The sequence below is a fragment of the Curtobacterium sp. Leaf261 genome (genome assembly GCF_001422205.1).
GTDB lineage: Bacteria > Actinomycetota > Actinomycetes > Actinomycetales > Microbacteriaceae > Curtobacterium.
This window is the reverse complement of record NZ_LMMJ01000007.1, coordinates 409,033-425,284: the sequence shown is the minus strand read 5'-3', so window position 1 is coordinate 425,284 and position 16,252 is coordinate 409,033. Positions and strand designations below refer to the sequence as shown.

Sequence of the window (16,252 nt, the reverse complement as noted above, 5' to 3'; positions counted from 1 at the left end):
CTCCGACGGGTCAGGCGCCCGCACCGCCGTCCGCCGGGATCATCGCCCCCGTCACGTACGACGCCCGGTCGCTGAGCAACCACGCCGCGACCTCGGCGATCTCCCGCGGCTCGGCCATCCGGCCCAGGGGGATCGCCTTCGTCGTCCGCTCGACGACGCCGGGCGTGGCGGCCTCCCACGCATCGATCATGTCGGTGGCGGTCCCGCCGGGGGTGATGCCGTTCACGCGGATGCCCTCCGGCGCCCAGGTGACCGCGGCGGTCTCGGTGATGCTGTCGAGCGCGCGCTTCATCGCGCCGTAGGCCGGGAGCGCTGGATTGGCGCGTCGGCTCCCGATGCTCGAGGTGTTCACGATCGCGCCGCTGCCGCTGCCGCTGCCGTTCCTGCTCTGGCGCATGAGTGCGGCCTCGGCCGTCATCGCCGTCCAGTGCGCCCGGAAGTTCACCGCGAACTGCTCCTCGAGGTCCTCGTCGCTCGTGCCGTCGAGCGGACCGGGCTGCTGTATCGCCGCCCCGTTGTTGAAGGCGCCGTCGAGTCGTCCGTGGAGTGTGCCGACCCGGTCGACGGCAGCGCGGATGCTCGCGCGGTCCGCGAGGTCCATGGTGACCGCGTCGGCGACACCGCCGTCGGCGCGGATCTCCGCGACGACGGTGTCGAGGGCGTCGGTGCTCCTGGCGGCGAGCACGACGGCGGCACCCTCGTCGGCGAAGAGCCGTGCGGCCGCGGCACCGATGCCGCGGCTCGCTCCGGTGATGAGGACGACCTTGCCGTCGAGCAGGCCGATCGGGTGGTGGTTGCTGTGTTCGTTCGTCATGCCGCCAGCATCACGCCACCCGACCGCGCCGAGGCAGGCACAGGTCGTACCAGGATCCGCCGCGACGGACGGAGGAGGATCGGCACATGGACAGAACGGAACTCGGTGACTTCCTGCGGACCCGGCGCGAGCGTCTGCTGCCGGAGGACGTCGGGCTGCCCTCGGGTCCTCGGCGTCGCACGCCGGGCCTCCGCCGCGAGGAGGTGGCCGTCCTCGCGCACATCTCCACCGAGTACTACGTGCGACTCGAGCAGGGCCGTGCGCCCCGTCCGTCCGGCGAGGTCCTGGCCGGCATCGCGGGAGCGCTACGCCTCACCGACCTGGAGTCCGACCACCTGCACGTCCTCGCCGGGACCGCGCAGCTCCGGACCGGGCTGCATCGTCGCGACGTCCGGCCGAGCATCACCGCGTTGCTCGAACGCCTCCCCGAGACCGCGGGCATCGTGATGAGCGCGGCGTTCGAGGTGCTCGCCTGGAACGACCTCGCCAGCGCGCTGATGGAGGACTTCGGCGCCCTGGAGCCCGGGGCGCGGAACCTCGCACGCCGCGCCTTCCTGGAGCCCGACCGTCCCCCGTACGGCATCACGAACGGCTCCGAGTTCCGACACCACGTCGTGGCGGAGCTCCGGGTCACCCTCGCGCGCTACCCGTCCGACCCGGTCGTCGTCGGGCTGGTCGAGGAGCTCCGCGCGGGGAGTCTCGAGTTCGCCCGGCTCTGGGAGCGGCACGACGTGCAGGCGGGGACCATGCTCACGAAGACGTTCCGGCACCCGACGGTCGGTCCGATCACGGTGGACTGCGACGCGATGTCGCTCGCCGACCGGGACCAGCACCTCGTGCTCTACACGGCGCAGCGGGGTTCGCGGGACGCGGAGGCGCTCGCGCTCCTCGGCGTCCTTGGGCCCGCGGCCGCCGTGCGCTGACCGAGCGTCACCCGGGCCCGACGAGGCGTCGTACGATGCGGGGAGGCGTGCAACGGAGCACGCGGGCAGGAGCATCATGACGGCGGACCCGACCACATCGACCTCGACGGTGAGCATCACCGACCACGACCTCGGATCGGGGGTGGCCGTCCGGACCTACGTCCCCGGTGCGAGCGCGACCGCGGGACTCGTCTGGGCCCACGGCGGCGGGTTCGTCCACGGCGACCTCGACATGCCCGAGGCGGACTGGGTGGCGCGGACCCTCGCCGGACTCGGGATCGCAGTGGTCTCGGTGGACTACCGACTGGCGGGCGGCTCGGTGCACTTCCCGATCCCCGTCGACGACGTGGTCGGCGCGTGGGTGTGGGCCACGAGCGCCGAGGGCCCCGATCACGCGCTGCCGTGGAGCATCGGTGGCGCGAGTGCCGGTGCGAACCTGGCGCTCGCCGCAGCACTCCGACTCCGGGACGGTGACGGAGCACCCGGCGACCGGCCCGGGCCGGAGTCCGTCGTGCTCGTCTACCCGACCCTGCACGCGTACCAGCCCCCGGGCGAGGTCGGCGACGCGACCGACTTCCCGCCCCCGCAGATCCTCGACATGTACCGCCGCTACGTCGGCTCCCTCGACGACGTCCCGCCCCTCGCCACCCCCGGCGAGGTCGATCCCACCGGCCTCCCGCGGACGCTCGTGGTGGCCGCGGGGAACGACGGACTCCGGCCGTCCGCGGAGGGCTTCGTGCGTGCGCTCGCGGCGGCGGGCGTCGGGCACGAACTCGACCTCGTGGAGACCGCGCGGCACGGGTTCCTGAACCGACCGGACGACGAGGAGGCAGCCCCCGCGGTGGAGCGGATCGCCGCCTGGCTCACCGCCTGAGGGCATCCACGGCGAGCGCCGCGAACCGGTCCGCTGCCGCTGCCCGTCGCGCGGGCGGCACCGACGACAGACCACGTCCGGCGAGCAGCACGAGCACGAGGTCGTCGATGACGAAGTCGCTCCGCAGGCCGCCCTGCCGTCGCGCGCGCTCCGCCAGGCCGCCGAGCAGTCCGAGGAGGTCCCGGCGGTGCTCGGTGAACACGATCGCCGCCGGGTCCGCCGACATGAACGCGTCGACGAAGCCCTGGTTCCGGACGTTCAGCGCGGTCAGCCGCTCGACCACCCCGACGAACCCGTGCCACGCGTCCTGATCCGCGCAGCCCTCCTCCACGATCGCCCGGCACGAGGCCAACTCCACCGCGAACGCGGCCTCGACGAGCGCCTGCTTGGTCGGGAACCGCCGATACACGGTCGCCGGCCCGACCTCCGCACGTCGGGCGACCTCGCGCATCCCGACCCCGAGCCCCTGCCGGGCGAGGAGCTCGCGCGCTGCCTCGAGGATCCGGTCGCGATTGTCCCGCGCATCCGCGCGGAGCTCGTCCACGCCGACCTGCTCCGCACGTGCCAACCGAGGCAGTTCGCTCGTCATGTCCATCACTTCCGCCAACCGGACGGGGGCGTCCGTTAGCGTCCGATCATACGGCCGTCGAGCAGACGACGGCTCGGGAACGACAGACGGAGCGGGACGATGCGTGCAGTGGTGATCGAGCGGTTCGGGGACCCGAGCGGGATGGCGGTGGTCGAGATGCCCGAGCCGACCCCGGCACCCGAGCAGGTGGTCATCCGGACGGAGGCCGTCGGCGTCGGAGGTGTCGACGCGGTCATCCGCCGAGGGACCCTCGGCTCCGGGTTCCCCGTCGGCATGGTCCCCGGGAGCGAGGTCGCCGGCACCGTCACGAGCGTCGGCGCCGACGTCGACCCGTCGTGGCTCGGCCGTCGCGTGTGGGCGTTCACCGGCACCTCCGGTGGCTACACCGAGCAGGCGGTCGCCGCAGCGGGGGACGTCGTGGCGCTTCCCGACGGCCTGTCCTCGATCGACGCGGTGACGCTCGGCAGCGCCGCCCCCGTCGCGCACTTCGCCCTGGCGCACGCGCATCTGCGAGCGGGGGAGTCCGTGCTCGTCCGCGGCGCTGCAGGGAGCATCGGTATCGCTGCGGTCGAGCTCGCGGCAGCCGCCGGTGCTGCCGTGGTCGCCGTCACCACGTCCTCCGACGAGCGCGGGCATCGACTCCGCGACCTCGGTGCGACCCACGTGCTCGACCGTTCCGGCAGCGGTGCGGATGCTCCCGCCGAGTTCGACGTCGTGCTCGACATCATCGGCGGTGCAGCCGTCCCGGAGTTCATCGACCGCCTCGCGTCGAACGGCCGCATGGTGGTGGTCGGGGCCGTCGCCGGGTTCCCGCCCGCGGACTTCGGCATGCGGCTCATGCAGGGTTTCCAGCGGTCGAGGTCGTTCGCCACCTTCAGTCTCGACTCGGTGCCCACGGCGACGAGGGACCGTGTCCGCGCCGAGCATTTCGCAGCCGCCGCGCGCGGCGACCTGCACCCGGTCGTCGATGACGTCCTCCCGCTCGACCAGGCGGCCGAGGCGCACCGCCGGATGGACGGCGGAGCCGTCTTCGGACGCATCGTGCTCACGCCGTGAGCCCGCCGCGGTCGCGCTGACGGTGCGATGGACGGACTGGAGGAACGGTGCGGGCTTGCACCGTGCCTCCCGTCCGGAGCGCGGCCGCGTCGCGGACCGGCTGATCGGATACGAGGTCGCCAGGCCGGTTGCGGCTGCGTCGCCGGCGAACCATTGGTTGTCGGTGGGCCGAATCATCCACGACGGGTACAAGGACATCGTCGAGACCCGTACAAGGCCCTCACCTACGACGGCTGCGACGACGGGCACACCAAGACCGTGTTGGAGGACGGATCGAATGTCACCTAAGTTCGTGACACCCCCGGAATCGATCGAGGCTCGGCCGCTGGATGCAGCACTGGGCTGTTGGAGAGCGGCGAGCGAGATGACGACTGCAGCGCGACGCTCGGCGACACGAATCCGAGGGACGCGGACGGGCCCGATGATGGTGGTGGCGTCGTTCAGTGTCCTGCCGCTCGCTGCAACCATCATCAGCATTCCCCCGGGCGGCCTGCAGTGGGGTCAGTTAGCAGTGTTTTTCGTCATCGTCATGTGGTTCTTACGCGCAGCTGCGATGGGTCTCAGTGTCACCGAGAACGAGGTGATCATCAGGTCCTGGTACGTGACGTACCGCATTCCCACGTCTGAGGTGAAGCGTGTTGATATCGACGGTTATTCCGGCATGATCAATGGGTTCACACAGAACGGGTTCGATCCCTTACGCATCTTCTTGCGCATGATCGTCATTGAGACGACCGATGAAAGAGAGCGAGAATATCAGGGAACCATCTCCTCGCGCCGTACGGCTCGGCGAATGCAAGCCGCGGTCTTTGGGGCGTGCCCCAATGCGCAAGGAGTTCGCAGCGATGACGAGAGTGGATCTCCGCGTCGTGACCGGGACTCCCTGCGGCGCCGTCAGGGCTGAGCGACGGATCGGGTGCCCGCGACGACGGTGCCGAACCGGGTCGTGGCGGCTCAACCAGGCGGCTGAGGCGCACCGTCGGATGGACGGCGGAGCCGTCTTCGGACGCATCGTGCTCACGCCGTGAGCCGGCGTCGGTCGCGCTGACGGAGCGACGGACGGACGGGAGGGACGGTGCGGGCTTGCACCGTGCCTCCCGTCCGGAGCGCGGCCGCGTCGCGGACCGGCGCCGACACGGCGGAGGTGGCGCATCCATGCCGAATGACCAGAGACCGCAGCATCGACTCGGCATTGTGCATGCTGAAGGAAGACTTCATTACGCAGCGCCGTCGGGGCTTCGGCGCTGCTTCAAATACATGATCGCGCCGAACACAGCAGCGATGACGAGCAATGCGATCGAGACAGCGAAGATCAGCCCCGAGCCTGGCGTCTGCCGCACCAAGAATCGAAACGAGAGGAACACTCCCGCCAAGCCCAATGCTGCCGATATGACCGCCACCCACCAGGTGAGCGACTTCGGGGGCTTTGAACCGCTCATTTTCAGCCCTTCCGGCTGCCACTGATCGATGATCGAAGTATACCTACCGCAGCGTTGGACAACACGGAGACGATCAAGAGCGCGTTCGGTTTCACCGACGGGCAGCTCTGCGGTGTCGACGTGAACACGCCCCAGTACGGGCAGCTGAAGACCAGCACCGGCGCCACACCGGCGTCGGGCACCGCGATCGTGACGTCGTTCATCTACGACGTGTGGGGACGCGCGGTCGGGTCGAAGCGGTCTGGGGACGCCGACTGGTCCTGCACCAGTTACGACATCCGGGGTCGTGCGACGTCGTCCACCGCCGCCGCGTTCGGTAGCGTGGATGCGCGGACGGAGACGACGAACTACGCCGTCGGCGGGGACCCGCTGGTGACCTCCGTCGCGGATGGCTCCGTCGCCGGATCGGCGAACGGTGGGAAGGTCACCTCCACCTCGAACCTCCTCGGCCAGAGCACGAAGTACGTCGACGTCTGGGGGACCACGACGACCACGTCCTACGACGGTGCGGGTCGGGTGACGTCGTCCACGGCCACACCGCCGTCGGGTGCGGCGCACACGACGGCGTATGAGTACAACGTGGACTCGCAGGTCGAGATCGTCCGCGCTGACGGGAACGTGATCGCGGACCCGTCGTACACAGCGGGAGAGCTGTCCGGGGTGACCTATCCGTCGGGTGCTGGGAACGCCGGCAACGGAACCGCCCTGTCGCAGATCGTGAAGAACGCTGCCGGTGCGGTGACGAGTGTCGGCTGGTCGTTCCCGGCGGGTCAGTCGACGGTGTCGGACACGGTGGTGCGGTCCCAGTCCGGGGATGTCCTGCAGGACACCACGACGGACGGGACGGTCTCGAACGTGTCGACGTACTCCTACGACACGGCCGGGAGGCTCGTGGCTGCGACGATCCCACGCCACCAGTTGGCGTACGGGTTCGGTCCGGCAGCGTGCACCCAGACCGGTGCGGTCGCTGCGGCCGGCAAGAACGGCAACCGGACGAGTTCGTCGGATCAGCTGACCGACACCGCTGGCGCGGCGGTAGCGGGTTCGCCGGCGACGACGGTGGCGTCCTGCTACGACGCGGCGGACCGGCTAATTGGGACCACGGTGACGAACCCGGTGGCGGGTGCATCGCCGGTGAACCAGTCACTGTCGGCGGCACAGATCGTCTACGACGCGCACGGGAACACGGTCAAGCTCGCAGATGAGGCGCTCACCTACGACGGCGGTGACCGGCACACCAAGACCGTGTTGGATGACGGGTCGAAGGTCGCCTACGTTCGTGACACGACGGACCGGATCGTGCAGCGCACCGAAACCACCCCCGGTGGTCAGGTGACGGTGACCCGGTACGGATTCACGGGCGATGGTGACACTCCGGACTTCGTCTTCGACGGCAGCAGTGCCCTGACCGAATGGGACCTATCTCTCCCCGGTGGTGTGACCGCGGAGCTGCGGGGATCGTCGAGCTCGTGGTCGTTCCCGAACATCCACGGCGACATCATCACCACTGCCGACGGCGCCGGAACACGCGCCGCAGGGCTCGCGGTCTATGACCCGTTCGGGCAAGTCGAAGACCCCACCACCGGGCTCCTCGGGACCGTGACCGCAAACCAAGCCGGCCCCGACACACAGCCCGGTGCAGCTGACCACGGGTGGCTCGGACAGCACCAGAAGCTCAGCGAACACCTCGGGTCAATCGCCACCATCGAGATGGGGGCCCGGCAGTACGTCGCCGCACTTGGTCGGTTCCTGCAGGTCGACCCTGTCGAAGGTGGAACTGACAGCGACTACGCCTATCCTAACGACCCCACCAACGGCTTCGACCTCACTGGCGAGAAGTCGTCTGGCTACAAGTGGGGTGAGGTACTCGATGGAATCGCGTTTGCGACTGGAATCCTGGGTATGTTTATCCCCGGCTTTGCAATTGTCTCAGCCGCAATTTCAGCGGGAAGAGGCTTGTGGAAGATAACACATGGAGATAAGGCGGGTGGCATCATTGATCTAGTTTCGGCGGGTACCTTCGGCGCCGGGAGGATTGCGACGACACTCATCTCCCGCGGACTGAGGACCGGGCTCAAGGCAGCTCCGCGCTTTGGGCGCTATGGGAATTTGGCGATGCGTCGAAATGTCAAAGCGACGGCGGCGTCGCGAAACAAGTGGATTGGGGGGCCGGTTCGCAGAATTGACAAGCAATGGGGTATTTACTCCACCGCGAAGAGTGGAATTGACTATCTTCCCAAGAGAAAAAAGCGTAAGCATTGAGTGAGGGAGTGGCTATGAGTGTAGTGCTAGCGGTCCTTCCCTTAGCACTGGTCTTGGCTAGCGTTTGGGTGGGGTGGCCAGCCATACGACGGTACTTCCTCGCAGTATCTCGACGGGTGACTTGGGAGCGCTCCGTTGAGCTTGCGACCTTGGACGGCGCTGGAAGTCGACTGCTGGACGAATATCTTGTGGCGGTGAACACGACGGGCAATTTCTCGCCCGGTTATACGCTCATCATCCGGCTCGATGCCGGCGCAGAGAAATTCGCGGTCGCGGTCGCGGATCCTGATTCATTATCTGATTTTCCGCAGGATCTGCCCCCGTCGGGTCTTGACTGGGATGAGACTGTCTCCTTCATCTCCGGATGGGGGATCAAACGATTCGAGGACGGCCAGTATGCGGATGCTGTGCAGCTCCGGCACTTTTCGAACATCGATTGATCATGAAAGTGATGTGGCGCAGATGCGCTCTTTTCGCTTCTCGTGTGGCTCGGACAGCATCGAAAGCTCAGTGAACACCTCGGATCGATCTCCACAAGCGAGATGGGTGCGCGGCAGTACGTCGCAGCACTACGCCTGTCCCGCAAACGGCCCGGCAAAGCGGCGTGAAACGCTACCGGGAGTAGTCAGCTGCGCTTGATGCGTCAGCGGGGCTGGAGCTGAGGCGAGGGGTGTCAGTCAGGCCTCTTCGCGACTCGAACTGACATAAGATACATTATCGGCGCTCTGCTGGGCTGGCGTGGTGCTTGGCCAGGCGTCCCAATAATTGCCCACCCGGTGCTGTGTGCAGCGAACACTGTAGGTCAGCCGACTACCCTCGCCAGACGCACACCGATGCGACTGTCGTCACGGTGCTCTAACGTGAAGAGCTTTGGTCCGCGCTTGAGGACGGCGATCTCGTCGTCACGGCGCCCGAGATTGCGGTAGTCAGGGGTTGATCTTGTCCTGGGTCAAACGCTCGAAGACCTGTGACGGCAAAACGAGGCGGGCGCTCAGAGCGTCGGCCACTCGACGCCGGAGTTCCAGAGTCTGGAAGGCGAGTTCACCAGACCTCTTTCTCGCCCTGGGGCACTTCACGATCAAGCGCACCTCGAAGAACACGTGGGCCATTAAGGATAAATACGACTTCCAGCCTGGTAATCCTGAGGACAACAAATTGAATACATACCTCGGCAAACCTACACGTGCTTTCGGTGCCCGCGATTACTATGTCAGAGCAAGCGGGTCGTTACCTTGAATCATAAAAACGCGATGGCCACATGCGGCCAGGAAAGTACAAAGCTTTTCTTGGGTGAAAATATGAAGCGTGTACGCCCGTCACACGGCCTAAATGCCCCCGGCGCAACGATCATGTCGGCGGCGGCCGGGAACATAGTATCGACGCATCCAGTGCGTTCTGATCGCCGCGTGAGCTCTCCAGTCATGCTTTCATCGGTTCGGATAGGTCTATAGACGGGTGTGGTTTATATTTTCTGCAGAAGTGAGTCGACTATGACTCGACGAGCGATCCTAGTGCTGGTTTTCGTTGTGGCCTTGGGTGTTGCTTTGGTGTGGGCTGTTCCGGCTTTCATTCGATATGCTAATCAGCCCTATATTCACGTGGTTGTCACGAACGATTCTTCTTCGACGGTCGAGTTCGCGTGCAGTCCCGACGACGCTCCCGCAACCCCTCCCGGTCACAATGCAAGGCTGACTTTCGGAGTTGGCAAGGATCAGCTCTGCGCTGTCTTCGCAGTCAAGGACTCCTTGAAGTACTTTGGTTGCGTGTCCGTTGACATGGATCAAGGAGCCCCCGTCTCCAGGCAGGTGCTCTCGAAGCTCCTCACGCCCGTGGGGGAAAGGGACTGCGGTTATTAGACCCGTTCCATGATTGTGGTGGCCGGGGTGGGGCTGGGATGGTCGTTCCCGGGGCAGTCGAACGTCACCGACCAGGTGGTGCGGTCCCAGTCCGGTGATGTCCTGCAGGACACGGCCACGGACGGGGCGGTCTCGAACGTGTCGACACCCCTCTAGTCACGTGTCGAGCTCACCTTACTTCGAGGGGAGATGAAGTTTATGATCAATATCGTAAGAGATAGAATGATCGGTTTTCTGAGAGCGACCGTTCGAGAGCACCTTGACGGTGAACGCTGGATTCTGGTGGGTGAGCGGTATGGGGTTCGCCTGGAAATATCTATGTCCTCAGATCGCATACTACTGCTGGACGTCGGCGACGGAAGTGATGTGTTCGAGGTCGATCAAGGAGAACATGTAGAACAGTTCTTGAGACAGTTTGATTCTTGCGCGTTGCTCTTGAAGAGAGTTTTCATCGGACCTTTCAGCGTTGCGCACTGTCTCCAACTCGAAAACGGCACCGAGTTCCCCGTGGTCCAACGTCACCGGTGCCTTCGTCCATTGTACCGAGAGATTTTCTCCGAGCTTGGTCCACCACATTTCAATGATTACTGAGGGAGGGTTTCAGTGGCGGAGGCGATTGTGACCATACGGTGGCCGCTCGTTGCCTTCGACGACAATCTGTATCCATACTTGATCGAGGCATCAGACCTGGAAGAAGACCGTTTCGAGACCATCCTCGCAGAGGAGGTCGTGGCCGCTTTCGACCGTCACTTCCTCCCGGTGCGCTTGCGGATATCCCGAAGCGGGAAGCATGTGATCGCTGAAGTTGGTGGTCACACCCCGGACCTCGGCGCTTGGAGCGAGACGTGTCGAGCATCCCTCCTGACAGCATGGCCCGAACGTGATGTCGCGAAGATGGGTAAGGAGGCAATCGGGCTGGCCGGGCCAGAAGGTCTTCGTGAGCTGATCTTGCTTCTGACATGAGCAAGGCCCGTCTCGTCATCGCCTTCTCGAGCTGATCGACGAGATGCCTCTGCCATCTGATCCTGCCTGAGGTACAGACCTGAGACAGAGGCCGGGCCTGATCGCGCTCGACCGGGCGACGGGCTGAATGCACCACGGAACGGGTGACCGCCAATCGTGGTCGTCGACTGGCGGCGGCGGCGAGGCGGGCTGGCACCGTGCCTCCAGTCTGTCGGGCTGCGTCGTGCGGGACCGGGCTGGTGCGCGCGACGTCCGCGTCAATCCCCCTCGACGAAGGCCCGCAGGGCCGGGCGGTCATCGTCGGTCCTCGATGCCCACGCCAGGACACTGTGCGCGTCAGTGTCGTCGAGCTCGAGCACGACGACACCCGGCGGCGCCGCGAGGACCGCGCTCACCGGCGCGACCGTGACGCCGATCCCCGCGGCGACGAGGTGGAGGAGCGTCGTCCAGTTCGTGGCCTCCTGGACGATCTCGGGGACGCGGCCGTCGGCGACGACCGGGGCGAGGTTGCGTTCGGTCGCGAGCGAGCCGGCCACCGCCGGGAAGAACACGAACGGGTCGGCGGCGAGTTCGGTACCGCGGATTTGCTCACGACCTGCGAGCGGGTGTGAGGTCGGGACCACCGCCACGAACCGCTCCTCATGGAAGGGCGAGAGGCGGATCCCCTCGACGCGCTCGGGGTCACGGAGGACGGCGAGGTCGAGGTCGCCGCGGAGGACCCGCCCCGTGAGCCATGCCGTGTAGCCCTCGGTGAGGTGGACCTGCACGAGCGGGAACCGTTCGCGGAACTGCTGCACGCGCTCCACCGGACCAAGTGGGAGCGCCGAGCTGACGAAGCCGACGTCGAGCCGGCCCTGCTCCCCGCGGGCGACCCGGACGACCTCGTCGACGTCCATCTCGGCGCGTGCCAGCAGCGAGCGGGCACGACGGTGGAGCACGGTACCGGCGGGGGTCAACACGACGCTCCTCGAAGTCCTGGTGAAGAGCTCCACGCCGAGGTCGCGCTCCAGCCGCCGGATCTGCTGCGACAGTGCCGGCTGAGCGATGCGGAGGGCCGTGGCCGCCCGCCCGAAGTGCAACGCATCGGCGACGGCCACGAACGACCGGAGCGCACGCAGTTCCAGATCCATGCACGCAGCGTATCGATGGACGTGATCCGGTATTGGACGTGCACCCATCGCGGCGGTGAGACTTGCCGCATGGACACCGGCACGATCACCATCGCCCCGCTTCGCGACACCGCCGACGCGCAGGCGTTCCACGACCTCAACGTCGCGTGGATCTCGGAGCTCTTCGTCGTCGAAGACGCCGACCGCGCGGTGCTCGTGGACGCCGAACGGTCGATCGTGGCAGCCGGCGGCACCGTGCTCATCGCCCGAGACGGCGAGGAGCGGATCGGGTGCGTGGCGCTCCTGCGGGTCGGAGAGGGTGTCGCGGAACTCGCGAAGATGGCGGTGGCTCCGGAACACCGAGGGCGGGGGATTGGTCGGCGGCTCATCACGGCGGCGATCGACCTGGCGCGGGAGTCCGGCGTGAGGCGGCTCGTCCTCGAGAGCAACAGCTCGCTGGTCCCGGCGGTGCGGATGTACGAGTCGGTCGGGTTCCGGCACGTCTCCCCGGAGACCCACGCACCGACGCCCTACGCCCGGGCCGACGTGTTCATGGACCTCGATCTGGTCTGACCCGTCCGCCCGGCCGGACCGTCGGCCGACGCCGGCCGGCCGACCGCGGTCAGCCGAGCGCGGCCGCCGCTGCCCTGAGGTCCGCGAGTGCGGCCAGCGCGTGCGGGGCGAGGCCGTCGTCGTCCGCGCGGTCGCCCTCGGCCCAGCGCGCGTACCCCTGCTTGAACGCGAGGACGCCCATCTCGCTCGCCAGGTGCGCCGTGGTGTCCGGCACCCCGCGGGCGACGAGAGCCTCCGTCATCGCGAGCGCGAGACCGACGCTCTTCAGGGCGTCGCGTTCCCGCAGCTCGGCACTCGCGGCGACGGCTGCGGCCAGGCGTGGACCGAGTTCGCGGTTGGCGGGCCCCATCTCGTCCGAGGCGCGTGCGAGTCCGACCGCGACGGCGTCCATCGGCCCGGCGTCGGGGTCCGCGTCGGCGATCCCCTCGGCGAGCAGCCGGCTCAGGGTCTCCTGCCCGGCGACGAGGAGTTCGCGCTTGTCCGGGAAGTGCCGGAAGAACGTGCTCTTGGTGACGCCCGCACGCTCGGCGATCTCCGTGACGGTCGTGGCGTCGTAGCCCTGCTCGGAGAACAGGTCCACCGCAGCGTGGACGAGCCGCTCACGAGCCCCGGGTTCCCATCGCGCCATGCCCTCATCCTACGTGATGAGACAATTGTCCCATCGCGGGGGTATGGTGATGGGACAAGAGTCCCATCACCTGAGGAGATCCCATGCACGTCTTCGTCACCGGCGGCACCGGCACGATCGGCACCCCCGTCGTCGCCGAGCTGCTCGCCACCGGCCACACCGTCCTCGCACTCGCCCGGTCCGACGCATCCGTCGAGGCCCTGGAGCGCGCGGGTGCCACCACCATCCGCGGCGCGCTGACCGACCTCGACGTCCTCCGCGCGGGTGCCGCGCAGTCCGACGGCGTCATCAGCCTCGCCTTCGGCCGGGACTACGGGTCCGCCGAGGTCCTCGCCCAGGGCATCGCCGACGAGGGCGCCGCGATGGCTGCGCTCGGCGAGGAACTGATCGGCAGTGACCGGCCGTTCGCCGTGGTGTCCGGCACGCCGTGGGTCGAGGGGCGCGCCGCCACCGAGGCCGATCCGCTGCCGCTCGAAGGTCCCGTCGCCGGTCGGGCGCGATCGGTCATGGCTGCCCTCGCCCTCGCGGACCGCGGAGTCCGTGCCGCCGCCGTCCGGCTGCCGCGCACGGTGCACGCCGACGGCCGGGGCGGGTTCGCCGGACTCCTCACCGAGGCCGCTCGCCGTTCCGGGGTGGCCGGCTACCCGGGTGACGGCACGCAGCGCTGGCCGGCCGTGCACGCGCGGGACGCCGCGGTGCTCTTCCGCCTGGTGCTCGAGTCCGCGCCCGCGGGGACCGCCTGGCACGCCGTCGCCGACGAGGGGGACGCCGTCCGCGACATGGCCGAGGTCATCGGGCGCCGCCTCGGACTCCCGGTCGAGCAGGTGCCCGACGACACCTTCGGGCCGTTCGGGCCGATCTTCGCGATGGACCAGCCGGCGACGAGCACGCGCACCCGGCAGGCGCTCGGGTGGGAGCCGACGCACGAGAGCCTCCTGGCGGACCTGGAGCACATCGACCCCGAATCGGCATGAGGACTCGTCAAGACTCGGCCGGACGGCTACGCTGAACGAGCACCTGGACGTGTCCAGGTGGGTTGCCGTGGGAACCAGCGGCGGCCGGAGGTCACCTGGGGGGAGGCACCGCTCCCGTGCGGAGCGGTGCCTGCCTCCGCGCCGCACGACGCGCGCCCCACGACGCGCGCCGCACGACGCGCCACGCGCTACCGATCCGCCCCGGGGCCGATCTCGTCGAGGCGGTACCCGGCCGGGTACGTGCGCGACGGTTCGCCGCTCGTGAAGGCGATCCGCGCCTCCAGGCCGTCACGACCGCGTCGTCGACCCGCGCGGCGCAGGGCGGCGACCACCCGCGCGACCGGCACCGGCACCACCGGGAACCCGAGCGCGCGCGCCATGCGCGGATCGCCGAGGAGCGCGCTCAGGCCGAACCGCGCCACCACGTCGGCGAGCGGGCGGAGCGCAGCCGGCACCGACGCGAGCAGCGCACCGAGCGTGCTCGCCGTCAAGCGGTCGCCGGCGGCACTCCGGCGGAGGTGCTCACGCTCGTACCGACGACAGAACGCGACCGCCTCGGCGTAGGTGACCTCGGCGTCGTCGAGCCCGATCTCCGCGCCGAGCCGTGAGTGGAACCGGGCGGCGTCGGCTCGCTCTCGATCGGTCAGACGCCGTGGGCCGCTCCGGTCGACCATCCGCACCGGGATGACGAGGAGTGTCAACAGGACGTAGCGGTAGTCGTCCGCCGAGCCGGGAACGCCCCGGTGCACGCGCCGGAGGAGGTCCACCATCCGTGCGCCACGCTCCGAGTCGAACCCGTTCGTCAGGATCTCGTAGACCACGATCGACGTGTCCTTCGCGCGGCGCATCGGCTGCCGGGCGATCTCGGACGACGCGTCGAGCGGCGCGGCGATCGCCGGACTCGCGAAGTTGGCGAAGTAGGCCAGCTTGAAACCGAGCCGGAAGTCCGTGCCGAGGTCGGTCAGGACCGCACGTCGGTACGACCCGAAGAGGGTCTCGTCCGCCTCCGACACGGACGGGAGGCCCGGTTCCGCCAGGCGCGAAGGTCCGGTGGCCGCCGCTCGCGTTCGCATCCACTCATGGTAGACATGCAGCGGATCGAACCGTTCGGCGTCAGGGCCGGACAGACCCGCTGGGGAGGAGCCGTCGAGCATGGACCGTCCGAACGAACCTGCCGCAGAACCGCGCACGACCGAGGGTCCCGAGCCCCGCGAACTCGCCCGTCGGCTCGCGCTGTTGCTCGACCACGTCGAGGTGGTCCGCGGGACGCCGTACACGTTCGCCGAGGTCCGTGCGTTCGTCGAGGCGAAGGGCATCCCGCTCTCGCGTGCACGCTGGGGCTACATGCTGAGCGGTGACGCCTGGCGCGTCCGTGACGCCGACCTGCTCGTCGGGCTCGCGGAGCTGTTCGGCGTCGACGTCGGGTACCTCCGCGGCGAGCAGGAGCTGCCGGCGGCCATGGACGCCGAGATGCACCTCGTCCGTGCGCTCCGTCGTTCGCGCGTGCAGAACTTCGCGGCCCGGAACCTCGGGGACACCGACCCCGCGGCGTACCGAGCCATCGCGCAGTACCTCGAGCAGCAGCAGGCGTCACGCCGCGACTGACGCGGACGACCGAGCCCGACCACCCTCCGCCCCCACCCCGCGTACGATCGACCCATGTCCACGAGGAATCCTCTGCTCGAGGCGCAGCGTGCCGGTGAGCAGATGGCGGCCACCGCGTTCGGTCGGTTGTCGCTCCCGGACACCCTGACGGTGTCGTCGATCGTCGACCACGTGGCCGGCGTGCGGCGGCGTCCGATCACGATCGTCGAGCTGCCGACCCTCGCGGGCACGTCGATCTGCGGGTGGTGGAACGCCCGCGAGGACGATGACGAGATCCTCATCGCCCCGCCGCGGTCGGAGCGGCACCGGGACGCGCTGGTGCTGCACGAGGTCGGACACCTGGTCCTCGACCACGCCGGGGTCGCCCGTGCGTCGGACAACATCGCGGCGACGCTCGGGGCCGCCGGACCCGGAGGTCGGTCCGAGGCCGAGCGCGCCGCCGACACTGCGGCGGACGCGCGTGCGCAGTTCCACGACGCGACGGAGATCGCGGCCGAGCTCCTGGCCGACGCCCTCGCGCGCGCGATCCGCCAGGGACCCCCGAGGCTCTCCCGGTTCCTCAGCGTGTTCTCGTGAGCAGGTCCATC

At 68.3% G+C, this 16,252-nt stretch carries 19 protein-coding genes; 13 read left to right on the top strand and 6 right to left on the bottom strand.

What is annotated here, in order from left to right; translation table 11 throughout:
* Positions 1 to 10 precede the first annotated feature (10 nt).
* The gene (locus ASF23_RS07320; RefSeq protein ID WP_055951108.1) at positions 11 to 814 is read right to left on the bottom strand and encodes an SDR family NAD(P)-dependent oxidoreductase; all 804 of its coding nucleotides are present in this window, start codon (positions 812 to 814) and stop codon (positions 11 to 13) included.
* An 86-nt stretch (positions 815 to 900) separates the two neighbouring features.
* On the opposite strand from ASF23_RS07320, the gene ASF23_RS07315 reads away from it, so the two are divergent.
* Positions 901 to 1,737 (top strand): helix-turn-helix transcriptional regulator, encoded by an 837-nt coding sequence (locus ASF23_RS07315; RefSeq protein WP_055951106.1) that lies wholly within the window; start codon positions 901 to 903, stop codon positions 1,735 to 1,737.
* A 76-nt stretch (positions 1,738 to 1,813) separates the two neighbouring features.
* On the top strand, positions 1,814 to 2,611 hold the full coding sequence (locus ASF23_RS07310) for an alpha/beta hydrolase (RefSeq protein ID WP_055951104.1): 798 nt from the start codon (positions 1,814 to 1,816) through the stop codon (positions 2,609 to 2,611).
* Here ASF23_RS07310 and ASF23_RS07305 read toward each other — a convergent pair.
* The gene (locus ASF23_RS07305) at positions 2,601 to 3,200 is read right to left on the bottom strand and encodes a TetR/AcrR family transcriptional regulator (RefSeq protein ID WP_055951623.1); all 600 of its coding nucleotides are present in this window, start codon (positions 3,198 to 3,200) and stop codon (positions 2,601 to 2,603) included. The two genes, ASF23_RS07310 and ASF23_RS07305, sit on opposite strands and share 11 nt — an antisense overlap.
* A gap of 99 nt (positions 3,201 to 3,299) precedes the next feature.
* Here ASF23_RS07305 and ASF23_RS07300 point away from each other — a divergent pair, with 99 nt between their 5' ends.
* The 5 genes from ASF23_RS07300 (at position 3,300) to ASF23_RS07280 (ending at position 8,397) form a co-directional block, all read left to right on the top strand.
* Complete coding sequence (locus tag ASF23_RS07300; protein WP_055951102.1) at positions 3,300 to 4,256, top strand: zinc-binding dehydrogenase; 957 nt, start codon at positions 3,300 to 3,302, stop codon at positions 4,254 to 4,256.
* 277 nt (positions 4,257 to 4,533) lie between these two features.
* Positions 4,534 to 5,160, top strand: a complete 627-nt coding sequence (locus tag ASF23_RS07295) for a hypothetical protein (protein ID WP_156364326.1) — start codon at positions 4,534 to 4,536, stop codon at positions 5,158 to 5,160.
* Between the two features lie 251 nt (positions 5,161 to 5,411).
* Positions 5,412 to 5,720, top strand: a complete 309-nt coding sequence (locus ASF23_RS18250) for a hypothetical protein (protein ID WP_156364324.1) — start codon at positions 5,412 to 5,414, stop codon at positions 5,718 to 5,720.
* A 29-nt stretch (positions 5,721 to 5,749) separates the two neighbouring features.
* The gene (locus tag ASF23_RS07285) at positions 5,750 to 7,957 is read left to right on the top strand and encodes an RHS repeat protein (RefSeq protein WP_055951095.1); all 2,208 of its coding nucleotides are present in this window, start codon (positions 5,750 to 5,752) and stop codon (positions 7,955 to 7,957) included.
* Between the two features lie 116 nt (positions 7,958 to 8,073).
* The gene (locus tag ASF23_RS07280; protein ID WP_162236730.1) at positions 8,074 to 8,397 is read left to right on the top strand and encodes a hypothetical protein; all 324 of its coding nucleotides are present in this window, start codon (positions 8,074 to 8,076) and stop codon (positions 8,395 to 8,397) included.
* Positions 8,398 to 8,883: 486 nt separating this feature from the next.
* Here ASF23_RS07280 and ASF23_RS07275 read toward each other — a convergent pair whose 3' ends face one another.
* Positions 8,884 to 9,066, bottom strand: a complete 183-nt coding sequence (locus ASF23_RS07275) for a hypothetical protein (RefSeq protein WP_055951091.1) — start codon at positions 9,064 to 9,066, stop codon at positions 8,884 to 8,886.
* A 756-nt stretch (positions 9,067 to 9,822) separates the two neighbouring features.
* Here ASF23_RS07275 and ASF23_RS18245 point away from each other — a divergent pair.
* Positions 9,823 to 9,969, top strand: a complete 147-nt coding sequence (locus tag ASF23_RS18245) for a hypothetical protein (protein WP_156364321.1) — start codon at positions 9,823 to 9,825, stop codon at positions 9,967 to 9,969.
* A gap of 447 nt (positions 9,970 to 10,416) precedes the next feature.
* The gene (locus ASF23_RS18240) at positions 10,417 to 10,776 is read left to right on the top strand and encodes a hypothetical protein (RefSeq protein ID WP_156364319.1); all 360 of its coding nucleotides are present in this window, start codon (positions 10,417 to 10,419) and stop codon (positions 10,774 to 10,776) included.
* 257 nt (positions 10,777 to 11,033) lie between these two features.
* On the opposite strand, the gene ASF23_RS07265 is transcribed toward ASF23_RS18240, so the two are convergent.
* Positions 11,034 to 11,906, bottom strand: a complete 873-nt coding sequence (locus tag ASF23_RS07265) for a LysR substrate-binding domain-containing protein (protein WP_055951088.1) — start codon at positions 11,904 to 11,906, stop codon at positions 11,034 to 11,036.
* 69 nt (positions 11,907 to 11,975) lie between these two features.
* Here ASF23_RS07265 and ASF23_RS07260 point away from each other — a divergent pair, with 69 nt between their 5' ends.
* On the top strand, positions 11,976 to 12,458 hold the full coding sequence (locus ASF23_RS07260; protein ID WP_055951086.1) for a GNAT family N-acetyltransferase: 483 nt from the start codon (positions 11,976 to 11,978) through the stop codon (positions 12,456 to 12,458).
* Positions 12,459 to 12,507: 49 nt separating this feature from the next.
* On the opposite strand, the gene ASF23_RS07255 is transcribed toward ASF23_RS07260, so the two are convergent.
* A complete protein-coding gene (locus tag ASF23_RS07255; RefSeq protein WP_055951084.1) occupies positions 12,508 to 13,086 on the bottom strand; it encodes a TetR/AcrR family transcriptional regulator in 579 nt (192 codons plus the stop codon).
* An 83-nt stretch (positions 13,087 to 13,169) separates the two neighbouring features.
* Between ASF23_RS07255 and ASF23_RS07250 the strand changes: the two genes are divergently transcribed.
* Positions 13,170 to 14,060 carry an NAD-dependent epimerase/dehydratase family protein gene (locus ASF23_RS07250; RefSeq protein WP_055951083.1) on the top strand — a complete coding sequence of 297 codons (891 nt, stop codon included), beginning with the start codon at positions 13,170 to 13,172 and terminating at the stop codon, positions 14,058 to 14,060.
* 188 nt (positions 14,061 to 14,248) lie between these two features.
* Here ASF23_RS07250 and ASF23_RS07245 read toward each other — a convergent pair whose 3' ends face one another.
* Positions 14,249 to 15,133, bottom strand: a complete 885-nt coding sequence (locus ASF23_RS07245) for an oxygenase MpaB family protein (protein WP_156364317.1) — start codon at positions 15,131 to 15,133, stop codon at positions 14,249 to 14,251.
* A gap of 79 nt (positions 15,134 to 15,212) precedes the next feature.
* Between ASF23_RS07245 and ASF23_RS07240 the strand changes: the two genes are divergently transcribed.
* A complete protein-coding gene (locus tag ASF23_RS07240) occupies positions 15,213 to 15,665 on the top strand; it encodes a hypothetical protein (RefSeq protein WP_082473901.1) in 453 nt (150 codons plus the stop codon).
* 54 nt (positions 15,666 to 15,719) lie between these two features.
* Positions 15,720 to 16,241 (top strand): hypothetical protein, encoded by a 522-nt coding sequence (locus ASF23_RS07235; RefSeq protein ID WP_055951080.1) that lies wholly within the window; start codon positions 15,720 to 15,722, stop codon positions 16,239 to 16,241.
* The last annotated feature ends 11 nt before the right edge of the window (positions 16,242 to 16,252 follow it).

Coding starts and splice junctions, on each gene's coding strand:
- ASF23_RS07235 (WP_055951080.1), top strand. CDS start 15,720: ATGTCCACGAGGAATCCTCTGCTCGAGGCGCAGCGTGCCGGTGAGCAG.
- ASF23_RS07250 (WP_055951083.1), top strand. CDS start 13,170: ATGCACGTCTTCGTCACCGGCGGCACCGGCACGATCGGCACCCCCGTC.
- ASF23_RS07315 (WP_055951106.1), top strand. CDS start 901: ATGGACAGAACGGAACTCGGTGACTTCCTGCGGACCCGGCGCGAGCGT.
- ASF23_RS07255 (WP_055951084.1), bottom strand. CDS start 13,086: ATGGCGCGATGGGAACCCGGGGCTCGTGAGCGGCTCGTCCACGCTGCG.
- ASF23_RS18245 (WP_156364321.1), top strand. CDS start 9,823: ATGATTGTGGTGGCCGGGGTGGGGCTGGGATGGTCGTTCCCGGGGCAG.
- ASF23_RS07295 (WP_156364326.1), top strand. CDS start 4,534: ATGTCACCTAAGTTCGTGACACCCCCGGAATCGATCGAGGCTCGGCCG.
- ASF23_RS07240 (WP_082473901.1), top strand. CDS start 15,213: ATGGACCGTCCGAACGAACCTGCCGCAGAACCGCGCACGACCGAGGGT.
- ASF23_RS07300 (WP_055951102.1), top strand. CDS start 3,300: ATGCGTGCAGTGGTGATCGAGCGGTTCGGGGACCCGAGCGGGATGGCG.
- ASF23_RS07245 (WP_156364317.1), bottom strand. CDS start 15,133: ATGCGAACGCGAGCGGCGGCCACCGGACCTTCGCGCCTGGCGGAACCG.
- ASF23_RS07310 (WP_055951104.1), top strand. CDS start 1,814: ATGACGGCGGACCCGACCACATCGACCTCGACGGTGAGCATCACCGAC.
- ASF23_RS07260 (WP_055951086.1), top strand. CDS start 11,976: ATGGACACCGGCACGATCACCATCGCCCCGCTTCGCGACACCGCCGAC.
- ASF23_RS07265 (WP_055951088.1), bottom strand. CDS start 11,906: ATGGATCTGGAACTGCGTGCGCTCCGGTCGTTCGTGGCCGTCGCCGAT.
- ASF23_RS07305 (WP_055951623.1), bottom strand. CDS start 3,200: ATGACGAGCGAACTGCCTCGGTTGGCACGTGCGGAGCAGGTCGGCGTG.
- ASF23_RS07320 (WP_055951108.1), bottom strand. CDS start 814: ATGACGAACGAACACAGCAACCACCACCCGATCGGCCTGCTCGACGGC.
- ASF23_RS18250 (WP_156364324.1), top strand. CDS start 5,412: ATGCCGAATGACCAGAGACCGCAGCATCGACTCGGCATTGTGCATGCT.
- ASF23_RS07275 (WP_055951091.1), bottom strand. CDS start 9,066: ATGGCCCACGTGTTCTTCGAGGTGCGCTTGATCGTGAAGTGCCCCAGG.